General features: G+C 55.4%; 22 protein-coding genes. 6 read left to right on the top strand and 16 right to left on the bottom strand.

From position 1 onward, the window contains the following. Nucleotides 1-34 precede the first annotated feature (34 nt). The 3 genes from KQI26_RS11560 to KQI26_RS11550 form a co-directional block, all read right to left on the bottom strand. Nucleotides 35-538, bottom strand: coding sequence for a flavin reductase family protein (locus tag KQI26_RS11560; RefSeq protein WP_216504538.1), 504 nt, complete (start codon nucleotides 536-538; stop codon nucleotides 35-37). A gap of 106 nt (nucleotides 539-644) precedes the next feature. After that, nucleotides 645-1,772 (bottom strand): DUF4317 domain-containing protein, encoded by a 1,128-nt coding sequence (locus tag KQI26_RS11555; RefSeq protein ID WP_216504537.1) that lies wholly within the window; start codon nucleotides 1,770-1,772, stop codon nucleotides 645-647. A 77-nt stretch (nucleotides 1,773-1,849) separates the two neighbouring features. After that, on the bottom strand, nucleotides 1,850-4,780 hold the full coding sequence (locus tag KQI26_RS11550) for a DNA translocase FtsK (RefSeq protein WP_253292820.1): 2,931 nt from the start codon (nucleotides 4,778-4,780) through the stop codon (nucleotides 1,850-1,852). Nucleotides 4,781-4,952: 172 nt separating this feature from the next. Between KQI26_RS11550 and KQI26_RS15790 the strand changes: the two genes are divergently transcribed. Continuing rightward, on the top strand, nucleotides 4,953-5,300 hold the full coding sequence (locus KQI26_RS15790; protein ID WP_371744143.1) for a transposase: 348 nt from the start codon (nucleotides 4,953-4,955) through the stop codon (nucleotides 5,298-5,300). Beyond that, complete coding sequence (locus KQI26_RS11545; protein WP_371744144.1) at nucleotides 5,294-6,139, top strand: IS3 family transposase; 846 nt, start codon at nucleotides 5,294-5,296, stop codon at nucleotides 6,137-6,139. Before KQI26_RS15790 ends, KQI26_RS11545 begins: the two co-directional genes overlap by 7 nt. Before the next feature lie 63 nt (nucleotides 6,140-6,202). Here KQI26_RS11545 and KQI26_RS11540 read toward each other — a convergent pair whose 3' ends face one another. The 8 genes from KQI26_RS11540 to KQI26_RS11505 all read right to left on the bottom strand — a co-directional run bounded on the left by KQI26_RS11540 (nucleotide 6,203) and on the right by KQI26_RS11505 (nucleotide 11,973). Next, nucleotides 6,203-6,388 carry a YlzJ-like family protein gene (locus KQI26_RS11540; RefSeq protein ID WP_216504536.1) on the bottom strand — a complete coding sequence of 62 codons (186 nt, stop codon included), beginning with the start codon at nucleotides 6,386-6,388 and terminating at the stop codon, nucleotides 6,203-6,205. Then, complete coding sequence (locus tag KQI26_RS11535; RefSeq protein ID WP_216504559.1) at nucleotides 6,345-7,046, bottom strand: ClpP family protease; 702 nt, start codon at nucleotides 7,044-7,046, stop codon at nucleotides 6,345-6,347. The genes KQI26_RS11540 and KQI26_RS11535 overlap by 44 nt, the downstream gene beginning before the upstream one ends. Before the next feature lie 123 nt (nucleotides 7,047-7,169). Next, entirely contained in the window at nucleotides 7,170-8,810 is a 1,641-nt protein-coding gene (locus tag KQI26_RS15785) for an L-threonylcarbamoyladenylate synthase (protein WP_118747278.1), read from the bottom strand. A 35-nt stretch (nucleotides 8,811-8,845) separates the two neighbouring features. Next, nucleotides 8,846-9,385, bottom strand: coding sequence for an inorganic diphosphatase (locus KQI26_RS11525; protein WP_216504535.1), 540 nt, complete (start codon nucleotides 9,383-9,385; stop codon nucleotides 8,846-8,848). A gap of 53 nt (nucleotides 9,386-9,438) precedes the next feature. Beyond that, nucleotides 9,439-10,509, bottom strand: a complete 1,071-nt coding sequence (prfA, locus tag KQI26_RS11520; RefSeq protein ID WP_216504534.1) for a peptide chain release factor 1 — start codon at nucleotides 10,507-10,509, stop codon at nucleotides 9,439-9,441. Between the two features lie 27 nt (nucleotides 10,510-10,536). Further along, nucleotides 10,537-11,037 carry an ECF transporter S component gene (locus tag KQI26_RS11515; RefSeq protein WP_216504533.1) on the bottom strand — a complete coding sequence of 167 codons (501 nt, stop codon included), beginning with the start codon at nucleotides 11,035-11,037 and terminating at the stop codon, nucleotides 10,537-10,539. 123 nt (nucleotides 11,038-11,160) lie between these two features. Then, a complete protein-coding gene (locus KQI26_RS11510) occupies nucleotides 11,161-11,676 on the bottom strand; it encodes an N-acetyltransferase (protein ID WP_216504532.1) in 516 nt (171 codons plus the stop codon). Nucleotides 11,677-11,760: 84 nt separating this feature from the next. Then, complete coding sequence (locus KQI26_RS11505; RefSeq protein WP_118747283.1) at nucleotides 11,761-11,973, bottom strand: cold-shock protein; 213 nt, start codon at nucleotides 11,971-11,973, stop codon at nucleotides 11,761-11,763. 298 nt (nucleotides 11,974-12,271) lie between these two features. Between KQI26_RS11505 and KQI26_RS11500 the strand changes: the two genes are divergently transcribed. From KQI26_RS11500 to KQI26_RS11490, 3 genes are all read left to right on the top strand, one after another. Further along, on the top strand, nucleotides 12,272-12,439 hold the full coding sequence (locus tag KQI26_RS11500; RefSeq protein ID WP_216504531.1) for a hypothetical protein: 168 nt from the start codon (nucleotides 12,272-12,274) through the stop codon (nucleotides 12,437-12,439). Nucleotides 12,440-12,475: 36 nt separating this feature from the next. Continuing rightward, on the top strand, nucleotides 12,476-12,775 hold the full coding sequence (locus tag KQI26_RS11495) for a YtxH domain-containing protein (RefSeq protein ID WP_216504530.1): 300 nt from the start codon (nucleotides 12,476-12,478) through the stop codon (nucleotides 12,773-12,775). A 73-nt stretch (nucleotides 12,776-12,848) separates the two neighbouring features. Further along, complete coding sequence (locus KQI26_RS11490; RefSeq protein WP_216504529.1) at nucleotides 12,849-13,193, top strand: hypothetical protein; 345 nt, start codon at nucleotides 12,849-12,851, stop codon at nucleotides 13,191-13,193. Nucleotides 13,194-13,519: 326 nt separating this feature from the next. Here the strand turns inward: KQI26_RS11490 and trpS are convergent, their stop codons facing one another. From trpS to abc-f, 4 genes are all read right to left on the bottom strand, one after another. Next, on the bottom strand, nucleotides 13,520-14,614 hold the full coding sequence (trpS, locus tag KQI26_RS11485; RefSeq protein ID WP_216504528.1) for a tryptophan--tRNA ligase: 1,095 nt from the start codon (nucleotides 14,612-14,614) through the stop codon (nucleotides 13,520-13,522). Nucleotides 14,615-15,002: 388 nt separating this feature from the next. Beyond that, nucleotides 15,003-16,595 carry a hypothetical protein gene (locus tag KQI26_RS11480; RefSeq protein WP_216504527.1) on the bottom strand — a complete coding sequence of 531 codons (1,593 nt, stop codon included), beginning with the start codon at nucleotides 16,593-16,595 and terminating at the stop codon, nucleotides 15,003-15,005. Beyond that, nucleotides 16,582-17,298 (bottom strand): ABC transporter ATP-binding protein, encoded by a 717-nt coding sequence (locus tag KQI26_RS11475; protein ID WP_216504526.1) that lies wholly within the window; start codon nucleotides 17,296-17,298, stop codon nucleotides 16,582-16,584. The genes KQI26_RS11480 and KQI26_RS11475 overlap by 14 nt, the downstream gene beginning before the upstream one ends. 3 nt (nucleotides 17,299-17,301) lie before the next feature. Further along, nucleotides 17,302-19,203, bottom strand: a complete 1,902-nt coding sequence (gene abc-f, locus KQI26_RS11470) for a ribosomal protection-like ABC-F family protein (protein ID WP_216504525.1) — start codon at nucleotides 19,201-19,203, stop codon at nucleotides 17,302-17,304. Nucleotides 19,204-19,454: 251 nt separating this feature from the next. On the opposite strand from abc-f, the gene KQI26_RS11465 reads away from it, so the two are divergent. Further along, nucleotides 19,455-19,868, top strand: coding sequence for a hypothetical protein (locus KQI26_RS11465; protein ID WP_216504524.1), 414 nt, complete (start codon nucleotides 19,455-19,457; stop codon nucleotides 19,866-19,868). 118 nt (nucleotides 19,869-19,986) lie between these two features. Here KQI26_RS11465 and KQI26_RS11460 read toward each other — a convergent pair whose 3' ends face one another. Beyond that, nucleotides 19,987-20,484: a DUF6512 family protein gene (locus KQI26_RS11460; RefSeq protein WP_216504523.1), complete on the bottom strand. Its 498-nt coding sequence runs from the start codon at nucleotides 20,482-20,484 to the stop codon at nucleotides 19,987-19,989. Nucleotides 20,485-20,669: the final 185 nt, after the last annotated feature.

Below are 20,669 nucleotides of genomic sequence, written 5' to 3'. Positions count from 1 at the left end.
AGGACGGCTTTCAAGGCCGCCCTTTTGCGCAGTTTTATTCTTTCACATAAACCGACAACACCTGGCCGGTGTAGATCCGGTGATAATCCCCATCGCCATAGAACTTGTTCTTCCACTGCTGGGGAATCTTCTCCGACTTCAGATCATCCACATAGATCTTCTTGCAGATGAGCACCACCTGGGCTTCTTCAAAGGCCACCTGGCCCTCCAGCTCCACCGGGGTCAGGCCGCTTTGATGGATCTTATCCATATCCCGGCCGGATTTTGTTCCCAGCACGGCCAGGGCCTGCGGACGGGGTGTTCCAAAGAAGGAAACGGTAAAGCAATCGTTTTCCTCAGCAAACTGCCAGGTATAGCGGCTGGGACGCACATAGGCGGTAAAAGCGGGCACATTCCACAGATCTCCCATCAGTCCCCAGCCAATGGTCATGGTGTTGAAATGCTCTTTGGTTCCGGCGGTAAACAGCGCCGCCTGGTGCTCGATCATCTCAAAGGGGTTGCCCGGCATATCCCAGGCTTCCAGCTTTTTAAATCCCATAACAGTCCCTCCTGAAAAACAGATTGTTCCGTTTTGAAAACGGCCGCAAAGATGGATATTTGAGCTGCTCTTATTATAGCACGATGCAGGCCAATGGGAAAGAGCTTCAGGAAATGTGAATATGTACTCCGTTCACCGTCACTTCTTCATCGGCCCGGATCAGGATGTACTTCACCCCATCGATCACCCGGGTCTGGATCAGCTCGGCCCGCTGCGGGTCCACCTGCACCGTCACCGCCGGGGTCTTTACCTGGATCTTGTTCTCCACCACATTTTTGGGAGACAGCAGGGTTTCCTGACCGAAAGACTGGGTATAGCTCTCTTCAAAATGATTGTCTTCCTCTTCCTCCAAACCGCAGCCTCGCAGCAGCATTCCCACTTCCTTCTGGGAAAAAGTGAGGGGCTCCTCCTGCTTTTCCTCCTTATGCTGGGCGATGGTCTCCCGCAATTTCTGATCCACTTCCAGCACCCGCTCCATGCTGCACTGCTGCTGAAAACTCTCCTCCAAAAGTCCCTGGAAGGTTTCCTTCTGCTGCACCGCCGGCATAGGCAGCTCTGTGGCAAAAAGCACATCGGCCAGGCTCTGGCAGTTGTCTTCCGGGCTTTTGGTGTAGTAGAGGGCATTATAGATATTGGCCGTCCGCTCATCAAAAGCGGGGAACAAAAAGCCCAAGGCCGGACGGGCAATTACCCAATCCAGCTTGCAGTTGTGAAACAGATTCTCATGGGGAGAATAGGAAAGACCGGGTTTGGTCAGCTTGACGGGACAGATGGCGCAGAGGATATACCGGTACACATCGGTGGAGCTGTCCTCCATCTCCTCTCCGTCCTTGCCGTGACCGGGCACATCGTAGGTGTCATAGGCCAACAGGATCAGATAGTTCTCCTCCAGTGTCACGCCTTCGATCACCTTCTGGAAAAACCGCTCTGCCACATTTTCATCCCGCAGCTGGCTTTCCCGCAGCTCCATCAGCAGCTTGTGCTCTTCTCCCTCCATCACCTGCTCATTGGAAAAGGCCACATCCAGAAGGTTCTTCCCCTGCGAGCCGGACAAGGCCCCCTTGAGAAGAGCCAGCATTTTTTCCTCTTCTTCCTGGCCCAGAGTGGACAGGGGCTGATCGAACTGGGTGAGAATCTCCCCCCGATCGTTGACATAGCAGCCTCTGATATGGGTGATGCTGTTTTTATCCTGGCGAAACCGGCGGCGCAGCTCCGCCACTTCCTTTTCTGTCATAGCTCCTCCTTCTTGGGGCACGGTATGTAAGAACCCATCCTGGTTCTTCCTATGGTATCACATGATTTACGGGAAAATCAGTCGCTTTGCCGCAGCACCATTTCCCGCCATTCATCCCGGGTAATCAGCACTTGCCGGGGCTTGGAGCCTTCGAAGGGTCCTACGATGCCCCGCTCTTCCATCTGATCCACCAGCCGGGCCGCCCGGGAATAGCCCAGCTTCAACCGGCGCTGAAGCATGGACACCGAAGCCTGTCCGGTCTCCACCACCACCTCGATGGCCTTGGGGAGCATTTCGTCCTCTTCTTCCTCCCCACTACCTCCAGCGGCCGCACTGCCGTTGTCGGCCCCTTCGGCCTGGCGCTCGATGTGATCCATGACCTCCTGGGAATAATCCGGCGTACCGGTCTTTTTCACAAATTCCACCACCGCTTCGATCTCGCCGGTGGTGATAAAGCAACCCTGCACACGCAAAGGCTTGGGCGCACCCAGGGGATTGTACAGCATATCGCCCCGCCCCAGCAGTTTTTCTGCGCCGGTGGTATCCAGAATAATCCGGGATTCGATCTGGGACGCCACGGCAAAACTGATACGGGAGGGGATGTTGGCTTTCATGATGCCGGTGATGACATCGGCCGAGGGACGCTGGGTGGCGATGACCAGATGCATTCCAGCGGCCCGGGCCATCTGGGCAATACGGACGATGGCATTTTCCACTTCGCTGGCCGCCACAAACATCAGGTCGGCCAGCTCGTCGATGACGATAACGATCTGGGGCAGCTTTTCCCCATCTTTTTCCTGGACTGCCTCGTTGTAGGCCTCCAGGTCCCGCACATTGTATTCGGAAAACAGCTTATAGCGGCGCATCATCTCGGAAACCGCCCAGTTGAGGGCTCCCGCCGCCTTTCGGGGATCGGTGACCACCGGGATGAGCAGATGGGGAATGCCGTTATAAACCCCCAATTCGATCATTTTGGGGTCCACCATGATCAGGCGCACTTCCTGGGGAGTGGCCTTGTAGATCAGACTGATGAGCATGGAATTGATGCACACCGATTTACCGGAACCGGTGGTACCGGCGATGAGCATATGGGGCATCTTCTTGATATCACCCACCACATTGTGGCCGGTGATATCCTTGCCCACCGAAAAGCTGATCTTGGATTTGCTGCCGGTAAACTCCGGAGAATCGATGATATCCCGGATGGGCACCAGCTCCACATTTTTGTTGGGCACCTCGATGCCCACCGCCAATTTATCGGGAATCATGGCAATACGCACGCTGGCCGCCCCCAAAGACAGGGCAATATCATCCGATAGATTGGTCACACGGGAGAATTTGGTCCCTCGTTTCAGCTGAAGCTCGTAACGGGTGACGGAGGGGCCTCGGGTGATATCCACCAGAGTGGCCTCCACGCCGAAGCTCTTGAGGGTATCCACCAGCCGGGCGGAATTTTCCGCCAGCTCCTGGGTGTGATCCATCTCCACGGTGCTGCCTTTGTTGAGCAGGCTCACAGGGGGATAGAGATAGATATCCTTGGGGGTGTATTCTTCCAAGGTCTCTTCCAGCACCTGCTGACGCTTACCGGCCTGTTCCGGGTCTTTTTCATCCCATTCCGGACCTTCCCGGCCCAAGGATTCCCGGGGCGATTGGGTAGCCGCCATGGCTGCGGCGGCTGCCAAAGTCTCATCCCCGCCAAAAGAGGGTTGAGGCGCTTGTTCTGTATCTGAGGGAAAAGACTCTTCCGGCATTTTGGGGCTTTCCACTTCCGGCTCGTGAAAAACCGGAGCGGCAGGAACCTCGCAGGACTGCTCTTCTGCCTTATCCACAGACTCCGCCGGTTCCTCTTCTTCCCAGGGCAGGCTCGCTGCCTGTTCTGCCTGAGGCGTCGGAGGAAATGGGATGGGGCCCTGGACCTGAGCCACTTCCTGTTTCCGCTCTTCTTCCTGGGCTGCGGACTTGTACATCTGAGCCGCCTTTTTGGCCGCAAACTCCCGGGCCCTCTGGATGGCCGGAGGCACCACTGGCTCGCCCTGAGGCATCTCCGGGATCACCGGAGACGGCACTTCCCCGCTTTTCACCGGCTGGGCCACAGTGGCCTCCGGCCGGTGCTTCGGCTGAGCGGCTCCAATCACTTGGTCCGGTGTCTGTACATTGGGCGGGGAGATGGAAATGGGCTCCCCTTTGGGATAATCCGGCTCCTGGGGTTTGCCCACAGGGATGTCGATGTTCTTCCGTTTTCCACCGAACAGCCCTCCCAGCACCGAAGAGCGGGCCGGAGCAGCCTGTTGCTGGGGCATGGGAGCCGGGGCGGGCGGAGACGGAGGTGCCGCCTGTGCCTTTTTCCGGCTGCGGGGCCGTTCTTCCTCTTCGTCCTCCTCTTCCGGAGGCAGATCCCGCACCCGCTCAAAGAGCATGGAAAGGCTGGTGTTGGTGGAGATCAGCAGGCAGACCACTCCCGCCAGGAAGATCACCACGATAGCTCCTGCATCGGAAAGGGCCGCCGACAAAAACATGGCCAGTCCACCGGATAAAAGACCCCCAGATGTGCGGGAAGCACCGGTGAGGCACAAATCGATGAGCCCGTCCATGGTCAGGGGAAATTCCCTGGCACAGAGGAAAATATGAGCGGCGCTGCCCCACAACACCGGAAGCAGCAGGGCGCAGAACACCCGTAAACGCACCTTTCCCCGGCGCTTGACGATAAAAAGCCCTGCGGCAAAGAGCAGGCAGAAGGGCAGAAGCACAAAACCGGTGCCGATCAGCCCGCCGACGCCCTTTTCCAGCCACAAAAGCAAAAAGCCGGTGACCCGCAGCAAGCTGAGAAAACAGAGCACCGCCACGGCGGCGCAGACACCAGCATAGATCTCCCGCCGGGCCGCCACCTGCTGCCGGGTGGGCTTTTTCTTTTTGCTTCCGCTTCGATTGGTTGAGGAAGAAGAAGTGCTCCGCTTTTTTCCTCCACTGGAGGAGGATGATGAAGTTTTTCGATTCTGGGTATTGGCCAACTGTGATCACCTGTACTTTATTTTTGCGCATAACATTGCACGATACAGTATAGCACATTTGTTTCAAAAAAGACAGTCTGTCTTTGACGAAAAAGTCCCGCCTGGCTGGAGTGAACTGCACCCCATTTGTTAGACAGTATGATATACTACCTAACAAGTGGGGTGTTTTGTTATGTCAAAAAGAGTGCCAAACAAAAAATACACACCAGAATTCAAGAAGCTGGTGGTAGAAACAATGCTGAAAGGAAAACTTGGGTATAGTGAAACGGCAGAGAGATTCGAAATTCGGCACAAACGAGTACAAGACTGGGAACGAATCTATCTGGAAGAAGGTCCGGAAGGCTTGGCAATTGAGCGACGGGGCCGCAGCAGCACTGGTCGGTCAAAGAAGCTGCCAAAAGAGGTGGAAGAAGATCTGCTGGCCGAAGTGCAGCGACTGCGTGCGGAGAATGACTACCTAAAAAATTTGCAAGCCTTGGTTTTGGAAGACGAGCGACGCCAGCACAAAAAACGCTGGTAGTTCAAAAGCTAAGGCAAAAACACGCACTCAGTATACTGCTCTCAATCGCTCAACTGCCCCGTGCATCTTTCTACTATCATTTGAAGCAGATGCAGAAAGAAGACAAATATGCATCTGTTAAGGAAGAAATCACAACGATTTACCACGAAAACAGGGGCCGGTACGGCTATCGCCGGATCACGGCAGAACTTCGCAAGCGTAAATTCTCTGTGAACCACAAGACTGTCCAGCGGCTTATGAAAGAGTTGGGCTTAGTTTGCCGTGTCAGGATGAAGAAGTATCGCTCTTATAAGGGAGAAGTGGGCAAAATTGCACCAAATCTGCTAAATCGGGACTTCCGCGCCGAAAAGCCGAACCAGAAGTGGGTCACCGATGTGACAGAGTTCAGTTTGTTTGGAGAGAAGCTCTATCTCTCTCCCGTCCTTGATCTGTGCAGCAGCGATCTGGTCAGTTACACCATATCGGATCGTCCTGTACTCAGCATGGTAACCACCATGCTGGACGAGGCGTTTGCAAAGATCCCGGCCGGAACAAACCTGATTCTCCATTCTGACCAGGGCTGGCAGTACCAACACAAACAATACCAACAGATGCTCCGGGAGAAAGGTGTTCGCCAGAGCATGAGCCGCAAGGGAAACTGTCTGGACAATGCTGTGATAGAAAATTTCTTCGGGCTGCTCAAAAGTGAGCTGCTGTATTTGCAGAAATTTCAATCCATGGAGCACTTCAAACAGGAACTCGTTGAATATCTGGATTACTACAATAACCGCAGGATCAAGGCAAAGCGAAAGGGCTTGCCGCCTGCAATTCACAGACAGCAAGTCCTTTCGGCTGCTTGAACAATTTTTACTTCAGAATATTGTCTAACTTTTTGGGGTCACTTCAGAGCCAGACGGGAATTTTTATTGAATTTCCAGCTGGGAAAGAGAAAGATAGGCATTGAGATCGGTGGTATAGAGCCTGCCCAGACGTGGCCGGCCATACTGGTCCACATGGATCTCCGCCATGGCCCCTCCATATTGGGCCTGCTGAGGCTCCGTATACTCACTGGTGAAGATCTGATCCTCCGGAATGATGGTGTGCAGCATCGGTTTCCCTCCCTTTTTCCTCGTCGATCATGGCATGGAGACATTCCAATGCATCGCTGAGACTTCCCAGGCTGTCGATGAGACCGATGTCCACCGCGTCTTTGCCATAGACCACGCTGCCCACATCGGTGGTCAGCTCTCCGATTTTCATCATCAGCTTGCGGAAATCCTCCGCGGACACATGGCTGTTTTCCACCACAAAATCCACGATCCGATCCTGGATCTTTTCGAAATAGGTCATGGTCTGGGGCACACCGATCACCGTGCCGCTGAGCCGCACCGGATGCACCGTCATGGAGGCAGTGGGCGCGATAAAGCTCTTCTGGGCCGAAACGGCCAGGGGCACCCCGATGGAGTGACCACCTCCCAACACCAGGGAAACGGTGGGCTTTTTCATGCCGGCGATCAGCTCGGCAATGGCCAGCCCGGCCTCCACATCCCCTCCCACTGTGTTGAGCAGGATCAACAGCCCGTCGATCTCATCGCTTTCTTCGATGGCCGCCAACTGAGGCATCACATGCTCATATTTGGTGGTCTTATTCTGGGGCGGCAGGATCATATGCCCCTCCACCTGCCCCACAATGGTAAGACAGTGGATAGACGACTTCTTTTTGTCGCTTTCCAAAGTGAGAGAGCCGATCTGACGGATGGCGTCCATCTGTTCTTCCGGCACCTTTCCCTCCTGCTCTTCCCCTTGCTGATGGTTTTTGATGCTATACTCTTTTTTGTTCAAAAAAACACCCCTGGGCTCAGTGTGCCCAGGGGCTGTCAAACTATACACTTATTTTTTCTCGGCTTCTTCCATCTGAGGCAGACTCTCCTTCAGATTCCGGCAAAGAGCCTCCTCATCCCCATCGTTTTCAATGAGGATATCGCACAGGGCCTCATAGAACTGCCGATCCGGCTGGGAGGCCAGACGGATGCGGGCCTGTTCGGGGCTGATACCGTCCCGACGGACGATCCGCTCGGTGAGAGCCGGTTCGGGAGCCACCACACCGATGACAAAATCGCACACATGGTCCAGGCCGCTTTCATACAGCAAAGGCACATCCAGACCAATGCGGCGGCAGCCCTGACTGGTAAGCACTCGGATGCGGCGGCGGATCTCCCGCTTTACCGCCGGATGGGTGATGGCATTGAGCCGGCGCAGCTCCATTCGGTCTTCAAACACAATGCGGCTGAGGGCCTTCCGGTCCACTGTGCCATCGGGGCCAGCCACAGCAGGGAACTGATTGAGCACCGTGCGGGTCAGGTTCCGATCCAGTTTGAGCAGCTGATGATACACCTGATCGGCGTCGATGATCTGCCAGCCCATCTGCTGGAGGCAAGCGCCCACACTGCTCTTGCCGCTGCCCGAGGTGCCGGTGATGCCCACCACCTGAGCCTTGGCCGGGCGCACTACCTGAAAACCTGCCGCTTTGTGGATACGGTTGCTCACCGCCAACCCTTCCCCAAAGGGACGGGGGGCCTGGGCCAGAATCCGCTGACAGGAAGTGGCATCCAGATCCCGCAGGGCAGCAAAAAGCTGCTGGCCCTGGGCTTGTTTGTCGCAGGAGGGGCCATAGGTGCGCACAGGGCCCTTTTCATCGTCATAGAAATCATGGTATTCGTCAAAGCACAGCACCGCGTCATGAGGCTGCATCTCCTGCTCGATGGCCCGGGCGGTCACATCGGGCGCACCCACAAAGAGCAGCACCGGCGCCTTGGGCGCATAGTGACGGTATTTCATCCCAGGGGAGCGCACCGGCTGGCCGGGGGCCACCTCGTGGAACACCGCTTCGTCGATCTCCACATTCTTCCCCAGCACCCGCTTCAGCTGTTTCTGGGTGATGGCGCCGGGACGGAGAATCCGGGGCACATCCCCGGTCATATCCACCACGGTGGACTCCACGCCCACCGAGCACTCGCCTCCATCCAGCACCGCTTCGATCCGGCCTTTCATGTCTTCCATCACATGGGCAGCCGTAGTGGGGCTGGGTTTTCCCGAGCGGTTGGCCGAAGGAGCCGCCAGAGGCACACCGGCCGCCCGGATTACATCCCGGGCCGCCGGATGCTGAGGCATCCGGATGGCCACTGTCTCCAGCCCGGCGGTGATCTCCTGAGGCACCCGGGGGCTTTTGCGAAACACCATGGTCAAGGGGCCGGGCCAGAAAGCCTGGGCCAGCTTTTCCGCCATGGGCGGCACCTGCTCCACCAGAGGCGGCAGATCCTCCAAAGAGGCGATATGCACGATGAGAGGATTGTCCTGGGGCCGGCCTTTGGCTTCAAAAATTTTGCTCACCGCCTGCCCGCTGGTAGCGTCGGCGGCCAGGCCATAAACTGTTTCGGTGGGGATGGCCACAATGCCTCCCCGACGGAGGATCTCCCCCGCCCGCTGCACATCTTCCTGTTCATTTGCCTTCAAAAGCAGTGTTTCCATCATGTTTTGACTCCTTCCGCTGGCCCCGATAGTGGATTTTATTCCATTCTTCCGCAAAAATGACACTCGTAGGTATACAAAGTCTCCCGAATGATCTGCAAAGCCGCTTCCCGGCCCAGAGTGTTGCTCAAAGTGGTGTTTTTATGTTCCAGACTCTTATACACCTCAAAGAAATTGGCGATTTCATTGAGGATATGGGGAGGAAGCTGGTTCACATCCTGATAGTAATTCCAGGTGGGGTCCTCCAGGGGGATGGCGATGATCTTGTCGTCATATTCCTCCCCGTCCACCATGCGCACCACCCCGATGGGGTAGCACTCTACTTCCACCAGCGGGTCCAATGTCTCGCTGCACAGCACCAGCACATCCAACGGGTCGCCATCATCGGCATAGGTGCGGGGGATAAAGCCGTAGTTGGCCGGGTAGTGGGTGGAGGTATAAAGGATCCGATCCAGACGCAACAGGCCGGTGCGCTTATCCAGCTCGTACTTTTTCTTGCCGCCTGCCGGGATCTCGATCACTGCCATGAACTTTTCGGGTTTGATGCTGCTGGGGTCGATGTCATGCCAAATATTCATTCGATGCACTTCCTTTATTCTATGCCGGCTCTGTCTCTTTCATCACTGGTTCTTTATTCTTCTGTCCCCGCCCGCAGCTTTTCCGCCTGATCGGCGGCGATGAGAGCGTCGATGATCTCGTCCAGATCCCCGTCCAGCACGGCGTCCAGCCGGTGGAGGGTCAGGCCGATGCGGTGATCGGTGACCCGGCCCTGGGGATAGTTGTATGTGCGCACCCGCTCGCTCCGGTCACCGGAACCAACCTGGCTGCGCCGCTCGCTGGCCCGCTCCTTGTCCAGAGCCTGCTGCTGCATCTCATACAGCTTGGTGCGCAGAATCTTCATGGCTCTGTCCCGGTTTTTGTGCTGGCTGCGCTCGTCCTGGCATTCCACCACCAGCCCGGTGGGGATGTGGGTAATGCGGATGGCCGACTCGGTCTTGTTCACATGCTGACCGCCGGCGCCGCCGGAACGGTAGGTATCGATCTGCAGATCACCGGGATCGATCTGCACTTCCACCTCTTCGGCTTCGGGCAGAACGGCCACGGTGGCCGCCGAGGTATGGATGCGCCCGGAGGACTCGGTCTCCGGCACCCGCTGCACCCGATGGGTGCCGCTTTCAAACTTGAAGCGGGAAAAGGCGCCTGCGCCCCGCACCTCAAAGCTGATTTCCTTGATGCCCCCCAGCTCGGTCTCATTGCTGCTGAGCACTTCCACCGTATAACGCTTCCGTTCGGCGTACATGGAATACATCCGGAAGAGCGAATGGGCAAACAGCGCCGCTTCCTCTCCGCCCACGCCGCCGCGGATCTCCACGATGACATTCTTATCGTCGTTTTCATCTTTGGGCAAAAGGAGCAGGCGGATCTGCTGTTCCAGCTCTTCCAGACGGTCTTTGCTCTCTTCAAACTCCGCCTGGGCCAGCTCCCGCATCTCTCCCTCTTCGCTGTGCATCAGCTCCTGGGCATCCTCCATGTCTTTCTGGGTACGGCGATAGGCCCGATAGGCCTCCACCACCGGTGTCAACTCCTTCTGCTCTTTCAACAGACGAGCCGCCTTTTCCGGATCGGCATACAGATCTCCCTGGGCCAGCGCTTCTTCCAGCTCGCCAAATCGTTTTTCCACAAGTTCCAGCTTTTCAAGCATACTTTTCTTTTCCCTTTATCTCCATGATTATTTCACATATTTTCCGGCTGTGCGGCGCACCAGCTTCTGCAAGGCCAGGTAGAGGGCGGCCGCCACGGCGGATTGGATCAGATTGAGAGGAATTCCCGCTGCCGCGGCCCCCAGGCCGTACACCAGCCAGCTTCCCAGAAAATACCCGGCCACATTGATGAACGAAGCCAGCAGCAGTCCCAGCACGATCCGCCAGGGACTGGCTTCTTTTCCTCCGGCCAGACGGCACATCACATAGGCCATCAGTCCTTTGATCACAAGGGACATGGGGGCCCAGGGCAGCATGGCGCCCAGGAAAATATCGGCCAGCGCAGCCCCGGCAGAAGCCGCCAGAATGGCATAGGGCGCGGGGAGGATGACGCAGGCCAGGTAAATCACCCCATCGCCGATATGGGCATACTCGTTGAGGATGCGCAGGAAGGGGAACATCACCGTGAGCAATATCATAGCGGTAAACACCGAAGCGATGACCAGCATACGCACATTGGTTTTTCCCATTTTCCCTATCTCCTTCCAGGCTCCGGCTTTCTCCATGACCGGAAGCTACCTTAAATTATAGACGAAAGCCCGCCTGCTTGCAAGGGGGAGCCTCCCTCTCTCTGCCCTGCTTTTCCAAAGATTTTACCCTTTTTCCCCGGGAGCGCCTCCACCTTCTGCATCTCCTTTTTTCTGCCAAGGGAAGGGGCGGGAGAGAGACAGTTCGATTTGGGCCAGCCTGCCCCCATTCTCCACACGGCCTGTCTCCCGAAAACCGTTGCGCAGATAAAGCCGTCTGGCCCCCTGATTGTTTTCCAGTATCCACAAAAAGGCCTGCTGTCCGCACTGCTCTGCGGCAAAGCGGAGCAATGCGGTTCCCAAGCCCCTGTTCTGCATTTGCGGCAGCACATACAGGTCTTGGATCACCCCTTTGGGGGACACCGCCACCACCCCTGCCGGAGGGGGCGCCCACAACAAATACAGGCGGCATCCCTCTCTCTGCTTCTGCCTCAGATATTCCTTCTGGCGTTCTGCCGTGTGCATCTCCACAAATTCCGGGGAACAGAAGTCCCGATGGGACTGCCGCCAGGCCTGGGCATGCACCTGGGCGGCCAGGGGAAGGGACAATGCATCTACCAACAAAATTTTAGTTTCAGTCATCCTTTTCCCTCCCGACGGTTTTCCAGCGGTATGACAAAAAGGCCGCCGCAGAATTTCTTCCGCAACGGCCCTTTTTCATGGCTCTTAGAGCACTACCACATTGGCAGCCCGCAGCTTCTCGCTGTTCTTGGGATCGGGCTCCACATCAAAGCTCACCTTCTGGCCTTCCTTCAGAGTGCGGAAGCCTTCGACCTGGATAGCGGAGAAATGCACAAACACATCCTCGCCGCCCTCGTCGCAGGACAGGAAGCCGTAGCCCTTTTCGTCGTTGAACCATTTTACTGTACCGGTCATGATAGGTACCTCCCATTTCTGTTTGAATAATTCCGGTGTAAAAAAAATCTCACACCCTTTTGCAAATCATCAGGAGCAGGACAATGACTTACAAAAAAATGTGAGACGATCGTTCATTCCAGAATATTACGAGATAATTATACCAACAGAAAGCGGCCTTGTCAAATAAAACTTTCTCTCTGCATAGCGGGGTTTTTCCCGGGCAAAATACAATCATTCCAACCATCGATCTCCCATGAGTGCAGGAATAGTATACGCATTTTCGGAGAAAATACAACTGCCTGCAAAGGAGGTTTTCCACATGAATAAAAAACAGCGTACCAATGGGGCCAAAAAGGTCCCGGTGAAAACGGTCTGCACATCTGCAGGAATGCGAAAAGATCGGGTGCGTCCCCTCACCCACGCGCCTCTCCCCGATGAGCAAAGCGTTCGAGAAGAGATGCACTGGGTGATGGAAAACCAGAAATAACGCGGCCAGGCCGCGAAAGAAAGGATCAATGCTTTTATGAAAAAGAAGCTGCTTGCGCTGCTGATGGCCTGCGCCATGCTGATGATGGCCTCGGCCTGTTCCAGCAAAAACGACACCAACACCGGCAACGACACCACTCAGGATTCGGTCCAGGACGACAAGAACAACACCAAGAACGATCTGAAGGATGCAGGCGATGACCTGAAAGACGCCGGCAACGATATGGTGGACGAAGGCAAGGACATTCTGGACGACGGGAAAGATGTGGTAGATAATTCCATCAAGGAAGGCAAACAGGCCACCGAAAGCAACACCGACAGCGCCCAGAAAAACTAACCGGGCGAAAGAAGGCGGTTTGTACCGCCTTCTTTTTATGTAACAATTCTTTCATCCTTTTTTAGCCTTGCTGATGGCTTCCGCACTGCTTTTGTCGGCAGCGGCCTGTTCCAGCAAGGACGACACCCAGGACACCTCCAGCCAAACCAGTGATACCAGCGATGTGTCCGGCAATGTCTCCGACAATACCGAAGGCACCGATTCCTCCAGCATCACCGATACCGATGATGATTCCTCCGGCACGGTATCCGATGATCTCAACGATGCAGATGACAGCACAGGCTCTCTGAGCGATGACAGCTCATCCGATCTGACGGATGACTCCAGCTCGGATACCACCGGCACCAACGACACCGGTGATTCCTCGCTGCACAGTGATTCTTCCTCTGCCACGGACGACACCACTGTGCAGCCCTAACCTATCGCTTTCTCCCGACAGGGTCTTTCCCTGTGAAAGACCCTGTCCATTCCCTCTTTATACCTCTCTTTTCAAAAGCAAGAGCCGCCCTTCGGGGCGGCTCTTGCTGCGCGTGTCGAAAAAGTGGCTTAGGCCACTTTTTCGAGTTTTTGCAAGGGGCTGCATGCACGCCTTCGGCGCACACTGGCCCCTTGATAGGTGCAAAAAGCCACGCACAGGTCGCGGCTTTTTGTGGATCGATGAAGGGATCTTTTTCGTTATATAGGTTTCTCGACAGACTGAAGAAAGAGTCGTCACTTCACACAGAAGCGGCTCTTTCTTTTTTATCAGCGGTTTCCGTTTTCATATTTATCCATATGGGCTTTGATCAGTCCCTCATCCTGAAAATAGTCGATCCGCATGGCCCGCTTCACCTGATCCACCGTGGCCCCGGCGGTGTTCCGTGCCTTCTGGCTACCCTCTTTCAAAATCTGATACACCGCCCCGATATCCTTTTCGTATTCCTTCCGCCGTCGGCGGATGGGCTCCAGCTCCTGCTGCAAGATCCGGTTGAGGAACCGTTTGATCTTCACATCGCCCAGCCCGCCTTTCTGATAATGATCTTTCAGCTGCTCCAGGCTCTCATACTCCGGCAGAAATTCCGGAAAATGCTCTGGACGGCAAAAAGCATCCAGATAGGTAAAGACAGTATTGCCCTCAATATGTCCCGGGTCCGATACTTTCACATGCAAGGGATCGGTGTACATATTCATGATCTTTTCCTCCACCACCTGGGGCGGATCGGCCAGGTAGATACAGTTGCCCAGGGATTTGCTCATCTTGGCCTTGCCATCGGTGCCCGGCAGCCGCTGATAAACGCTGTTTTCCTCCAAAAGAGCCTCGGGCTCTGTGAGGACGGGCTGATAGATGGCATTAAACCGGCGCACGATTTCCCGCGTCTGCTCCAGCATGGGCAGCTGATCCTGTCCCACCGGCACATCGGTGGCGTGGAAAGCGGTAATGTCCGCCGCCTGACTCACTGGATAACAGAGAAAACCTGCCGGTATATTGGCTTCAAAATTCCGCAGCTGAATCTCGGCCTTTACCGTAGGGTTGCGATAAAGCCGCGAAACACTGACCAGATTCAAATAGTAAAATGTCAGTTCGGTCAGTTCTGGGATCTGGGACTGCACGAACAAAGTGGAAACCCGAGGGTCCAGTCCGGCGGACAAATAGTCCAGCGCCACTTCAATGATGTTCTGCCGGATTTTTTCCGGATCGTCAAAATTGTCTGTCAGCGCCTGGGCGTCGGCGATCATGATAAAGATCTTGTCATAGTCCCCGGAATTCTGAAGGATCACCCGCCGGTGCAGAGAGCCTACATAGTGGCCCAAATGCAGCCGGCCAGTGGGTCTGTCCCCCGTCAAAATGATTTTGCTCATTTCCATCGCTCCTTTTTCTGTGTTTTCTGCCAAAGGAACGAAAAAACGCCCTTGACAGAGTGATGTTCTGTCAAGGGCGAATAAAAATCTTATCCGCGGTGCCACCTTGATTCATAGGAGACCCTATGCACTTTGCAGGATACCAACATATCCCCGGCAACTGACGGATGCCTTCCCGTCGCAGAATACTCTGGAACAGATCGGTCCCATTTGACTGCGCCCTCAGCGGTCCATTTGACAACTTGTTTCTCACCCGGCTCTCAGCTCCCCAGGCTCTCTGTAAAGGCATCATTGCCGTTATCTCCGCTTCAACGGTTTCGTTATTTTGTTTTCTTTTTTAGCATAGTCCTGTTTTCCCGCTTTGTCAACTCAAAAAGAGATCTATTTTTCAAAGCTGTTCGTACTCTTTCGCGCCTTTTGTCAGAAGGAGCCGCCAAAGCAGGATGCATCCAAATGCCAACAGCGCCAAAGCACAAAAACAATAAATGTGGTAGCTCATCACCTTCCGGGCCAGGAACCAATAGCAAAGACCCAACGCCAGTACGGCCCCCATACCGCCAAAGCTGGCCGCCATCACGCTGGCGCTCTGCTTCACCACGGCGTTTTCGCTGGTGTAATCCAACCGGGGCCACAGCAGATTGGCATACAGGCCAAACAAGGCAATCAGCAGCCCCAGCAAACTGGGCAGCAGGAAAAGCAGCACCAGATCCAAGGGCGAAAGCCCTGCGGAAAAGGCCAGAATGATCACACTGATCGCCACAGCGGGCAGAAGCAGGATCATGTTGACTGCCAGCTTCCCTAAGAACACATCCCGGGGAGACAGAGGGCTGCTGCGCAGCACCCACAGCCGGTCCCCTTCCAGAGAAATGCTGGGGGATGTGGTGCAGGTAGTGGCGGCACAGAAGCACATCGCCGCCATCAGCGCCGGGGCGATCAGTTCCCGGATCTGGGGAACCGCCCCCATCGCCTGCAAAGCGTCGGTGCCCTTCCAGGCCACCATCGCCGCCATGGCCACCATCAGCAAAGCGCCGATGCCGCAGTTAAACAGATAGGTGGGCATGGACAAAAGCCGGGCGCCCTCTTTGCGGCACACCGCCATCCAGGGACGGCTGACCCGCAAAGGCTTCTTCCGATAAACCGCCTTGACGCCCGATGTGCTCCGCAGATCCAAAAATCCCTTTTGCACCAGCCACAGAAATACGCCGGCCGGCAAAACTCCCCACAGCACCGCCTGAAGAAAGGAAGAAAGAGATCCTTGCTCCAAGGCAATGGCAAAATGATAAAAGGGCGGCATGGCCTTGCGGAACACATGGGACAGCTCCTCCCCCCGCTGAATCAGCAGGGCGATATAGCTGTTGAGATTCATACAGAAATAAAGATAGACCAGAAAGGCGGCGGCGGTGAGCACCAGCATGATGATGTTCTTGCCCCGGCCCAAAAGCCGTCCCACCTGAGCCAGCAGATACCCCACGGCCCCGGCCAGGGACAGAGGAAGCAGCGGCAGGGCCAGAAGAAGCACCAGAAGCATGGGATAGAAGGACAGTCCCGGCCGCACAAGATAACAATAGACGCCCACCGTGGGGATCATCACCAAGGCGTTATAGGCATATTCCAACACCAGCAGACTGAGCAGACGGCTGGCGGCAATCTGCAACGGCGTCACCGGCAAAGACAGCAGCAGATCCCCGTCTTTGGCCTGGAAGATCTGGGACTGCATGCTGAACACCGTGAGAATAAAGCAAAGAGCAGCGGAAGAAAAAGCCCCCACGGCCAGTGCCATCCAGGACAAGCCCAAAGGCTCCAGGCTGGACACCAGACCGGCGGTCATGGCGCCGAACAGGGCCATCATCACTCCCACCACATAAAGGAACAAGAAACCCATGAGGATCTTCCGACCCAAAGAGGCTTTCTTTCCCCGACGCCCGGGGGCATGCAGCGCCCCTCTCAGCTTGATGGCCAGCAATATTTTAAGATTTCTCATCGTCCACCAGCTCCAAAAATACCTGTTCCAGGGATTCGTCCCCTTTCACTTCTTCCATGGTACCGCAGGCGGCCAGCTTGCCTTCTTTGATGATGGCCACCTTGTGGCACAGCTTTTCCGCCACTTCCAGAACATGGGTGGAAAAGAAGATAGCGCCGCCCTTTTGGCAGATATCCGCCATGATCATCTTCAGATCGTGGGCGGCCTTGGGGTCCAGCCCCACAAAGGGCTCATCCATCAAAAGCAGCTTGGGCTCATGAATCAGCGCACCGATCAGGGCCAGCTTCTGCTTCATGCCGTGGGAATAGGTGCTCACTGTACTGCCCAGATCCCCGGTGAGACCGAACAGATCTCCGTATTTACCGATCCGCTCTTCCCGCTCCCGTTTGGGAACTTGGAAAATGTCAGCGATAAAATTCAGATACTGAATCCCTGACAAAAACTCATACAGATCCGGATTGTCTGGAATATAAGCCATCCGTTTTTTGCATTCCAGAGGGTTTTCCCGCACCGAAATGCCGTCCACCCGGATCTCTCCCTTCTGAAAGGGCAAAATGCCGGCCACCGCCTTGATGGTGGTGGTTTTTCCGGCTCCGTTGTGGCCGATGAACCCGAAGATCTCCCCGGAGCGAATCTCCAGTGACAAATCGTTCACCGCGATTTTGTTGCCATATTCTTTGGTAAAATGCTCAATCTGCAACATGGTTTATTCCTCCGCCAAAAGCGCAAGCTCCTCCTGCTTTTCATAAAGCTCCAGAAGCTCGTTTTCCGCCTCTTCCTTTTCCTCATACAAAGCGGCCAGGCGCACATGGTCGCTGCCGCACTCTTCCATTTCCCTTTCCAGCTCTTCCAGCCGTTTTTCCAAGGCCCCGATGCGCTTTTCCACTTCCCGGCGCATTTTCCGGCTTTCCCGGGTCTCTTTTCCTCCGCTGCGGCTCTTTTCCTTTTTCTCCGCCTTCTCCGGCTTTTCTGTTTTTTCCGGGATCATGCTCTGCATCTGGGCCTGCTGCCGCTTCTTGGCCTGCTGGTATTCCTCATAGGTGCCGATATAATCCTGGATCTCTCCATTTTCAAAGGCCCAGATCCGAGTGGCAAACCGGTTGATGAAATACCGGTCATGGGAAACGAAAATCATGGTTTCGCTGAAATCGTCGATAGCATCCTCGATCCATTCTTTAGTGAGGATATCCAGGTGGTTGGTCGGTTCGTCCAGAAACAGGGTATTGATCTCACTGTTCATAAAGATGCACAGCTTCAGCCGGGCCTTTTCCCCGCCGGAGAGCACCGACACTTCCTTGAACACCGTCTCCCCCTGAAAGCCATAGGCCGCCAGCCGGTCCCGGCTGTCCTGCACATCCAGGTTGGTCTCATAGAGCATGGTATCCAGGATGTTCCGCTCCGGATGGGCAAACTCTACCACCTGGGGCAGGTACCCCACCCGCAGCCCGGCCCCTTCGTAGATTCGGCCGGCAAAGGGAGGCAGCTTGCCCAGAAGAGTGCTGACCAGAGTGGTTTTACCGCAGCCATTGTCCCCGATCACCGCCACTCGTTCGCCCCGGAGGATGATCTTGTCCAAGGGCTGGTGGAAGGGATGATCATAACCCGCCTGCAGGCCGGAGAGCTGATAGACCTCGTCCCCCGAACGGCCCGCTTCTTTGAAGCGGTTTTTCATCTTGTGTTCCTGGCGAATGGTCTTGACCCGCTCGATCCGCTGGAGACGGCGCTCCATGGCAAAGGCCCGCTTCATCAGCTTGGCATTGCCCATGCCCCAGCCCTTCATCCGCTCCACGGTAAAGCTGAGGCGGGCAATCTCCTTGTCCTGGCGGCGTTTGGCGGCTTCCAGCTGCTCCATCAGCTCCTGCTTTTTATCCACATAATAGCTATAATTGCCGGGATAAACCGTCAGTTTTCCCTCCTGGATCTCAAAAATCTTCTGGGCCACCCGGTCGAGGAAATACCGGTCGTGGGAGATGATGAGCACGGCCCCCTTGAAGGAATTGAGGTATTCCTCCAGCCACTCAATGGAATGGAGATCCAGGTGGTTGGTGGGCTCGTCCAGAAGCAGGATGTCGGTTTCCATCAAAATGACCCGGGCCAGGTTGACTCTTGTCTTTTCCCCGCCGGACAAGCTCATGAAGGACCGTTCCTGCATCTCGGGAGGAATGTCCAGGCCGTTTGTCATCCGGTTGTATTTGACCTCCAGCTCATAGCCTCCGGCGGTCTCAAAGGCGGTTTGCAGCCGGGCATACTGATCCAGCTCCTGAGGAGTGGCTGTGCCTTCGGCCATGCGCCCTTCCAGCTGCCGCAGCTTTTCCCCCATATTCAGGATATCCTCAAAGGCCTGCATGAGCACCTGACGCACGGTGACCTCGGGCGAATATTCCGGCAGCTGATCCAAAAGGGCGATCCGGGCCCCATCCCGGATGTTCACTTCGCCGGTGTCGTAGCCCTCTTTACCCATGAGAATGTTGAACAGGGTGGTTTTGCCGCAGCCATTGGGGCCTACGATGCCCACCCGCTGGCCGGAGTACAGCTCAAAGGAAATGTTCTCCAGAAGGTGAAAATCGCTGTAATATTTGTTCAGTTGATTGACTGTGATCTCTGCCATCGCATTTCCTCCATAATCAGAGACATTATACACTGTTTTACAGTATTAAGTCAATTCCTTGCCGCCTTCTCCCTCCTTCTTCTGGGAATACTCCCCCAGGCCCAGGCGAATCAGACTGCGAAAGACCTCCGCCTGAGAATGCTGTGGAAACTGTTTTTCTTTGCTCTGCCGGGGCCTGGAACAGCTGGAAAAGGAAAAAGAGGAACAAAAACACAACAATTGACTCCCCATTCTTTCAGGAGGTGCCTTGGATGAAAAAAGTGATCTTCGGTTCGGTGTTGTTTGCTTCCGGTTTTCTCAGCGTCGCTTTGCTTCTGGCCGGGACGCTGTCTACCGAATTGACCAATGATTCTGCCCGCTCCCTGGCTCTTTGGCGGCTTTCTTATGTGGGGCTGATGCCATTTTTTTATTTATCCATCGCTCTGGCCGCTATCGGCTTGCTCCTGGCCCTGTTGGGACTGCTGGAACCCAAAATAAAGGCCCATGAGGGCCTTTATTTGAGCGTGTCGAAAAAGTGGCTTAGGCCACTTTTTCGAGTTTTTGCAAGGGGCTGGCGGAGTGCCTCCGCTCCCATACTGCGCTCCCGCGCTGGGCAGGTCCGATGCAGAAAGGCAAAGAAAGTATGGCCGTCCGGCCACCGGACCAGCGGGGCGCCCCGCCCTTGAGAAGTGCAAAAAGCCACGCACAGGTCGTGGCTTTTTGCGGATTGATAGGGGTAGGGCGGACGACCCTTTTCGTTATATAGGTTTTTCGACAGTCTGAAATAAAGGCCCATGGGGGCCTTTATTTTTTTGCCAGGTCCCAGAACAGAGGCAGAGCGGGGCTTTCCCTGGTAAACACCACAAGGGAAAGGGCCAGAAAGCACAGAATCCCCACTCCCAAGGCCCCCTGCCACAAAGGCCGGGGCTGGCTCAGGAGCCGATATCCCATCCACAAACCTCCGGCCGAAGCCAGCAGATAGATCAGGATATCCACCGGCAGGCAGCTTGTAATGCCCAGGGCGCTGGTATAGGCATAAAATGCCCCGATCTGATGCACCAGATAAAACAATGTGCCGCAGGCCATGGCCCAGGCCAATGTGGCCCAATTTGCCCCCGCTCCCTTTCCCAACCACAGAATCGCCAGACACAGCGGCCAGAATCCCAGCTTGCTGTGCTCCCATACGCTTTCACTGCTGGCAAACAGCAGTCCCACCAGGGGATTTTCTCCCGACCATCCGTAAAAGAAATGGGAGGCGCTTCCCACCACCCACACAAAGAGCAATGCCCACAGCATTTTCATCCCATCACCTCAAAAGAAGTGTATGCCCCCTTCCCCTCTCTCATACAAAAAACCCCGGCCGGAAAATGAACTGCACCCCATTTGTTAGACAGTATGATATACTATCTAACAAGTGGGGTGTTTTGCTATGCCAAAAGGAGTATCAAACAAACGATATACGCCGGAGTTCAAGAGAATGGTTGTAG

The organism is Intestinimonas sp. MSJ-38, assembly GCF_018917925.1.
In the GTDB taxonomy this organism is placed as follows: Bacteria; Bacillota; Clostridia; order Oscillospirales; family Butyricicoccaceae; genus Pseudobutyricicoccus.
Note: the sequence above shows the minus strand (reverse complement) of the source record. Positions and strands in the feature narration are given on the sequence as shown.

Bases quoted from the DNA above. Each gene is read 5' to 3' on its own strand.
- KQI26_RS11560 (WP_216504538.1), bottom strand. From the start codon at position 538: ATGGGATTTAAAAAGCTGGAAGCCTGGGATATGCCGGGCAACCCCTTT.
- KQI26_RS11555 (WP_216504537.1), bottom strand. From the start codon at position 1,772: ATGACAGAAAAGGAAGTGGCGGAGCTGCGCCGCCGGTTTCGCCAGGAT.
- KQI26_RS15790 (WP_371744143.1), top strand. From the start codon at position 4,953: ATGTCAAAAAGAGTGCCAAACAAAAAATACACACCAGAATTCAAGAAG.
- KQI26_RS11540 (WP_216504536.1), bottom strand. From the start codon at position 6,388: ATGCTGCACACCATCATTCCGGAGGATCAGATCTTCACCAGTGAGTAT.
- KQI26_RS11535 (WP_216504559.1), bottom strand. From the start codon at position 7,046: ATGGACGCCATCCGTCAGATCGGCTCTCTCACTTTGGAAAGCGACAAA.
- KQI26_RS15785 (WP_118747278.1), bottom strand. From the start codon at position 8,810: ATGATGGAAACACTGCTTTTGAAGGCAAATGAACAGGAAGATGTGCAG.
- KQI26_RS11525 (WP_216504535.1), bottom strand. From the start codon at position 9,385: ATGAATATTTGGCATGACATCGACCCCAGCAGCATCAAACCCGAAAAG.
- prfA (WP_216504534.1), bottom strand. From the start codon at position 10,509: ATGCTTGAAAAGCTGGAACTTGTGGAAAAACGATTTGGCGAGCTGGAA.
- KQI26_RS11515 (WP_216504533.1), bottom strand. From the start codon at position 11,037: ATGGGAAAAACCAATGTGCGTATGCTGGTCATCGCTTCGGTGTTTACC.
- KQI26_RS11510 (WP_216504532.1), bottom strand. From the start codon at position 11,676: ATGACTGAAACTAAAATTTTGTTGGTAGATGCATTGTCCCTTCCCCTG.
- KQI26_RS11500 (WP_216504531.1), top strand. From the start codon at position 12,272: ATGAATAAAAAACAGCGTACCAATGGGGCCAAAAAGGTCCCGGTGAAA.
- KQI26_RS11495 (WP_216504530.1), top strand. From the start codon at position 12,476: ATGAAAAAGAAGCTGCTTGCGCTGCTGATGGCCTGCGCCATGCTGATG.
- KQI26_RS11490 (WP_216504529.1), top strand. From the start codon at position 12,849: ATGGCTTCCGCACTGCTTTTGTCGGCAGCGGCCTGTTCCAGCAAGGAC.
- trpS (WP_216504528.1), bottom strand. From the start codon at position 14,614: ATGAGCAAAATCATTTTGACGGGGGACAGACCCACTGGCCGGCTGCAT.
- KQI26_RS11480 (WP_216504527.1), bottom strand. From the start codon at position 16,595: ATGAGAAATCTTAAAATATTGCTGGCCATCAAGCTGAGAGGGGCGCTG.
- KQI26_RS11475 (WP_216504526.1), bottom strand. From the start codon at position 17,298: ATGTTGCAGATTGAGCATTTTACCAAAGAATATGGCAACAAAATCGCG.
- abc-f (WP_216504525.1), bottom strand. From the start codon at position 19,203: ATGGCAGAGATCACAGTCAATCAACTGAACAAATATTACAGCGATTTT.
- KQI26_RS11465 (WP_216504524.1), top strand. From the start codon at position 19,455: ATGAAAAAAGTGATCTTCGGTTCGGTGTTGTTTGCTTCCGGTTTTCTC.
- KQI26_RS11460 (WP_216504523.1), bottom strand. From the start codon at position 20,484: ATGAAAATGCTGTGGGCATTGCTCTTTGTGTGGGTGGTGGGAAGCGCC.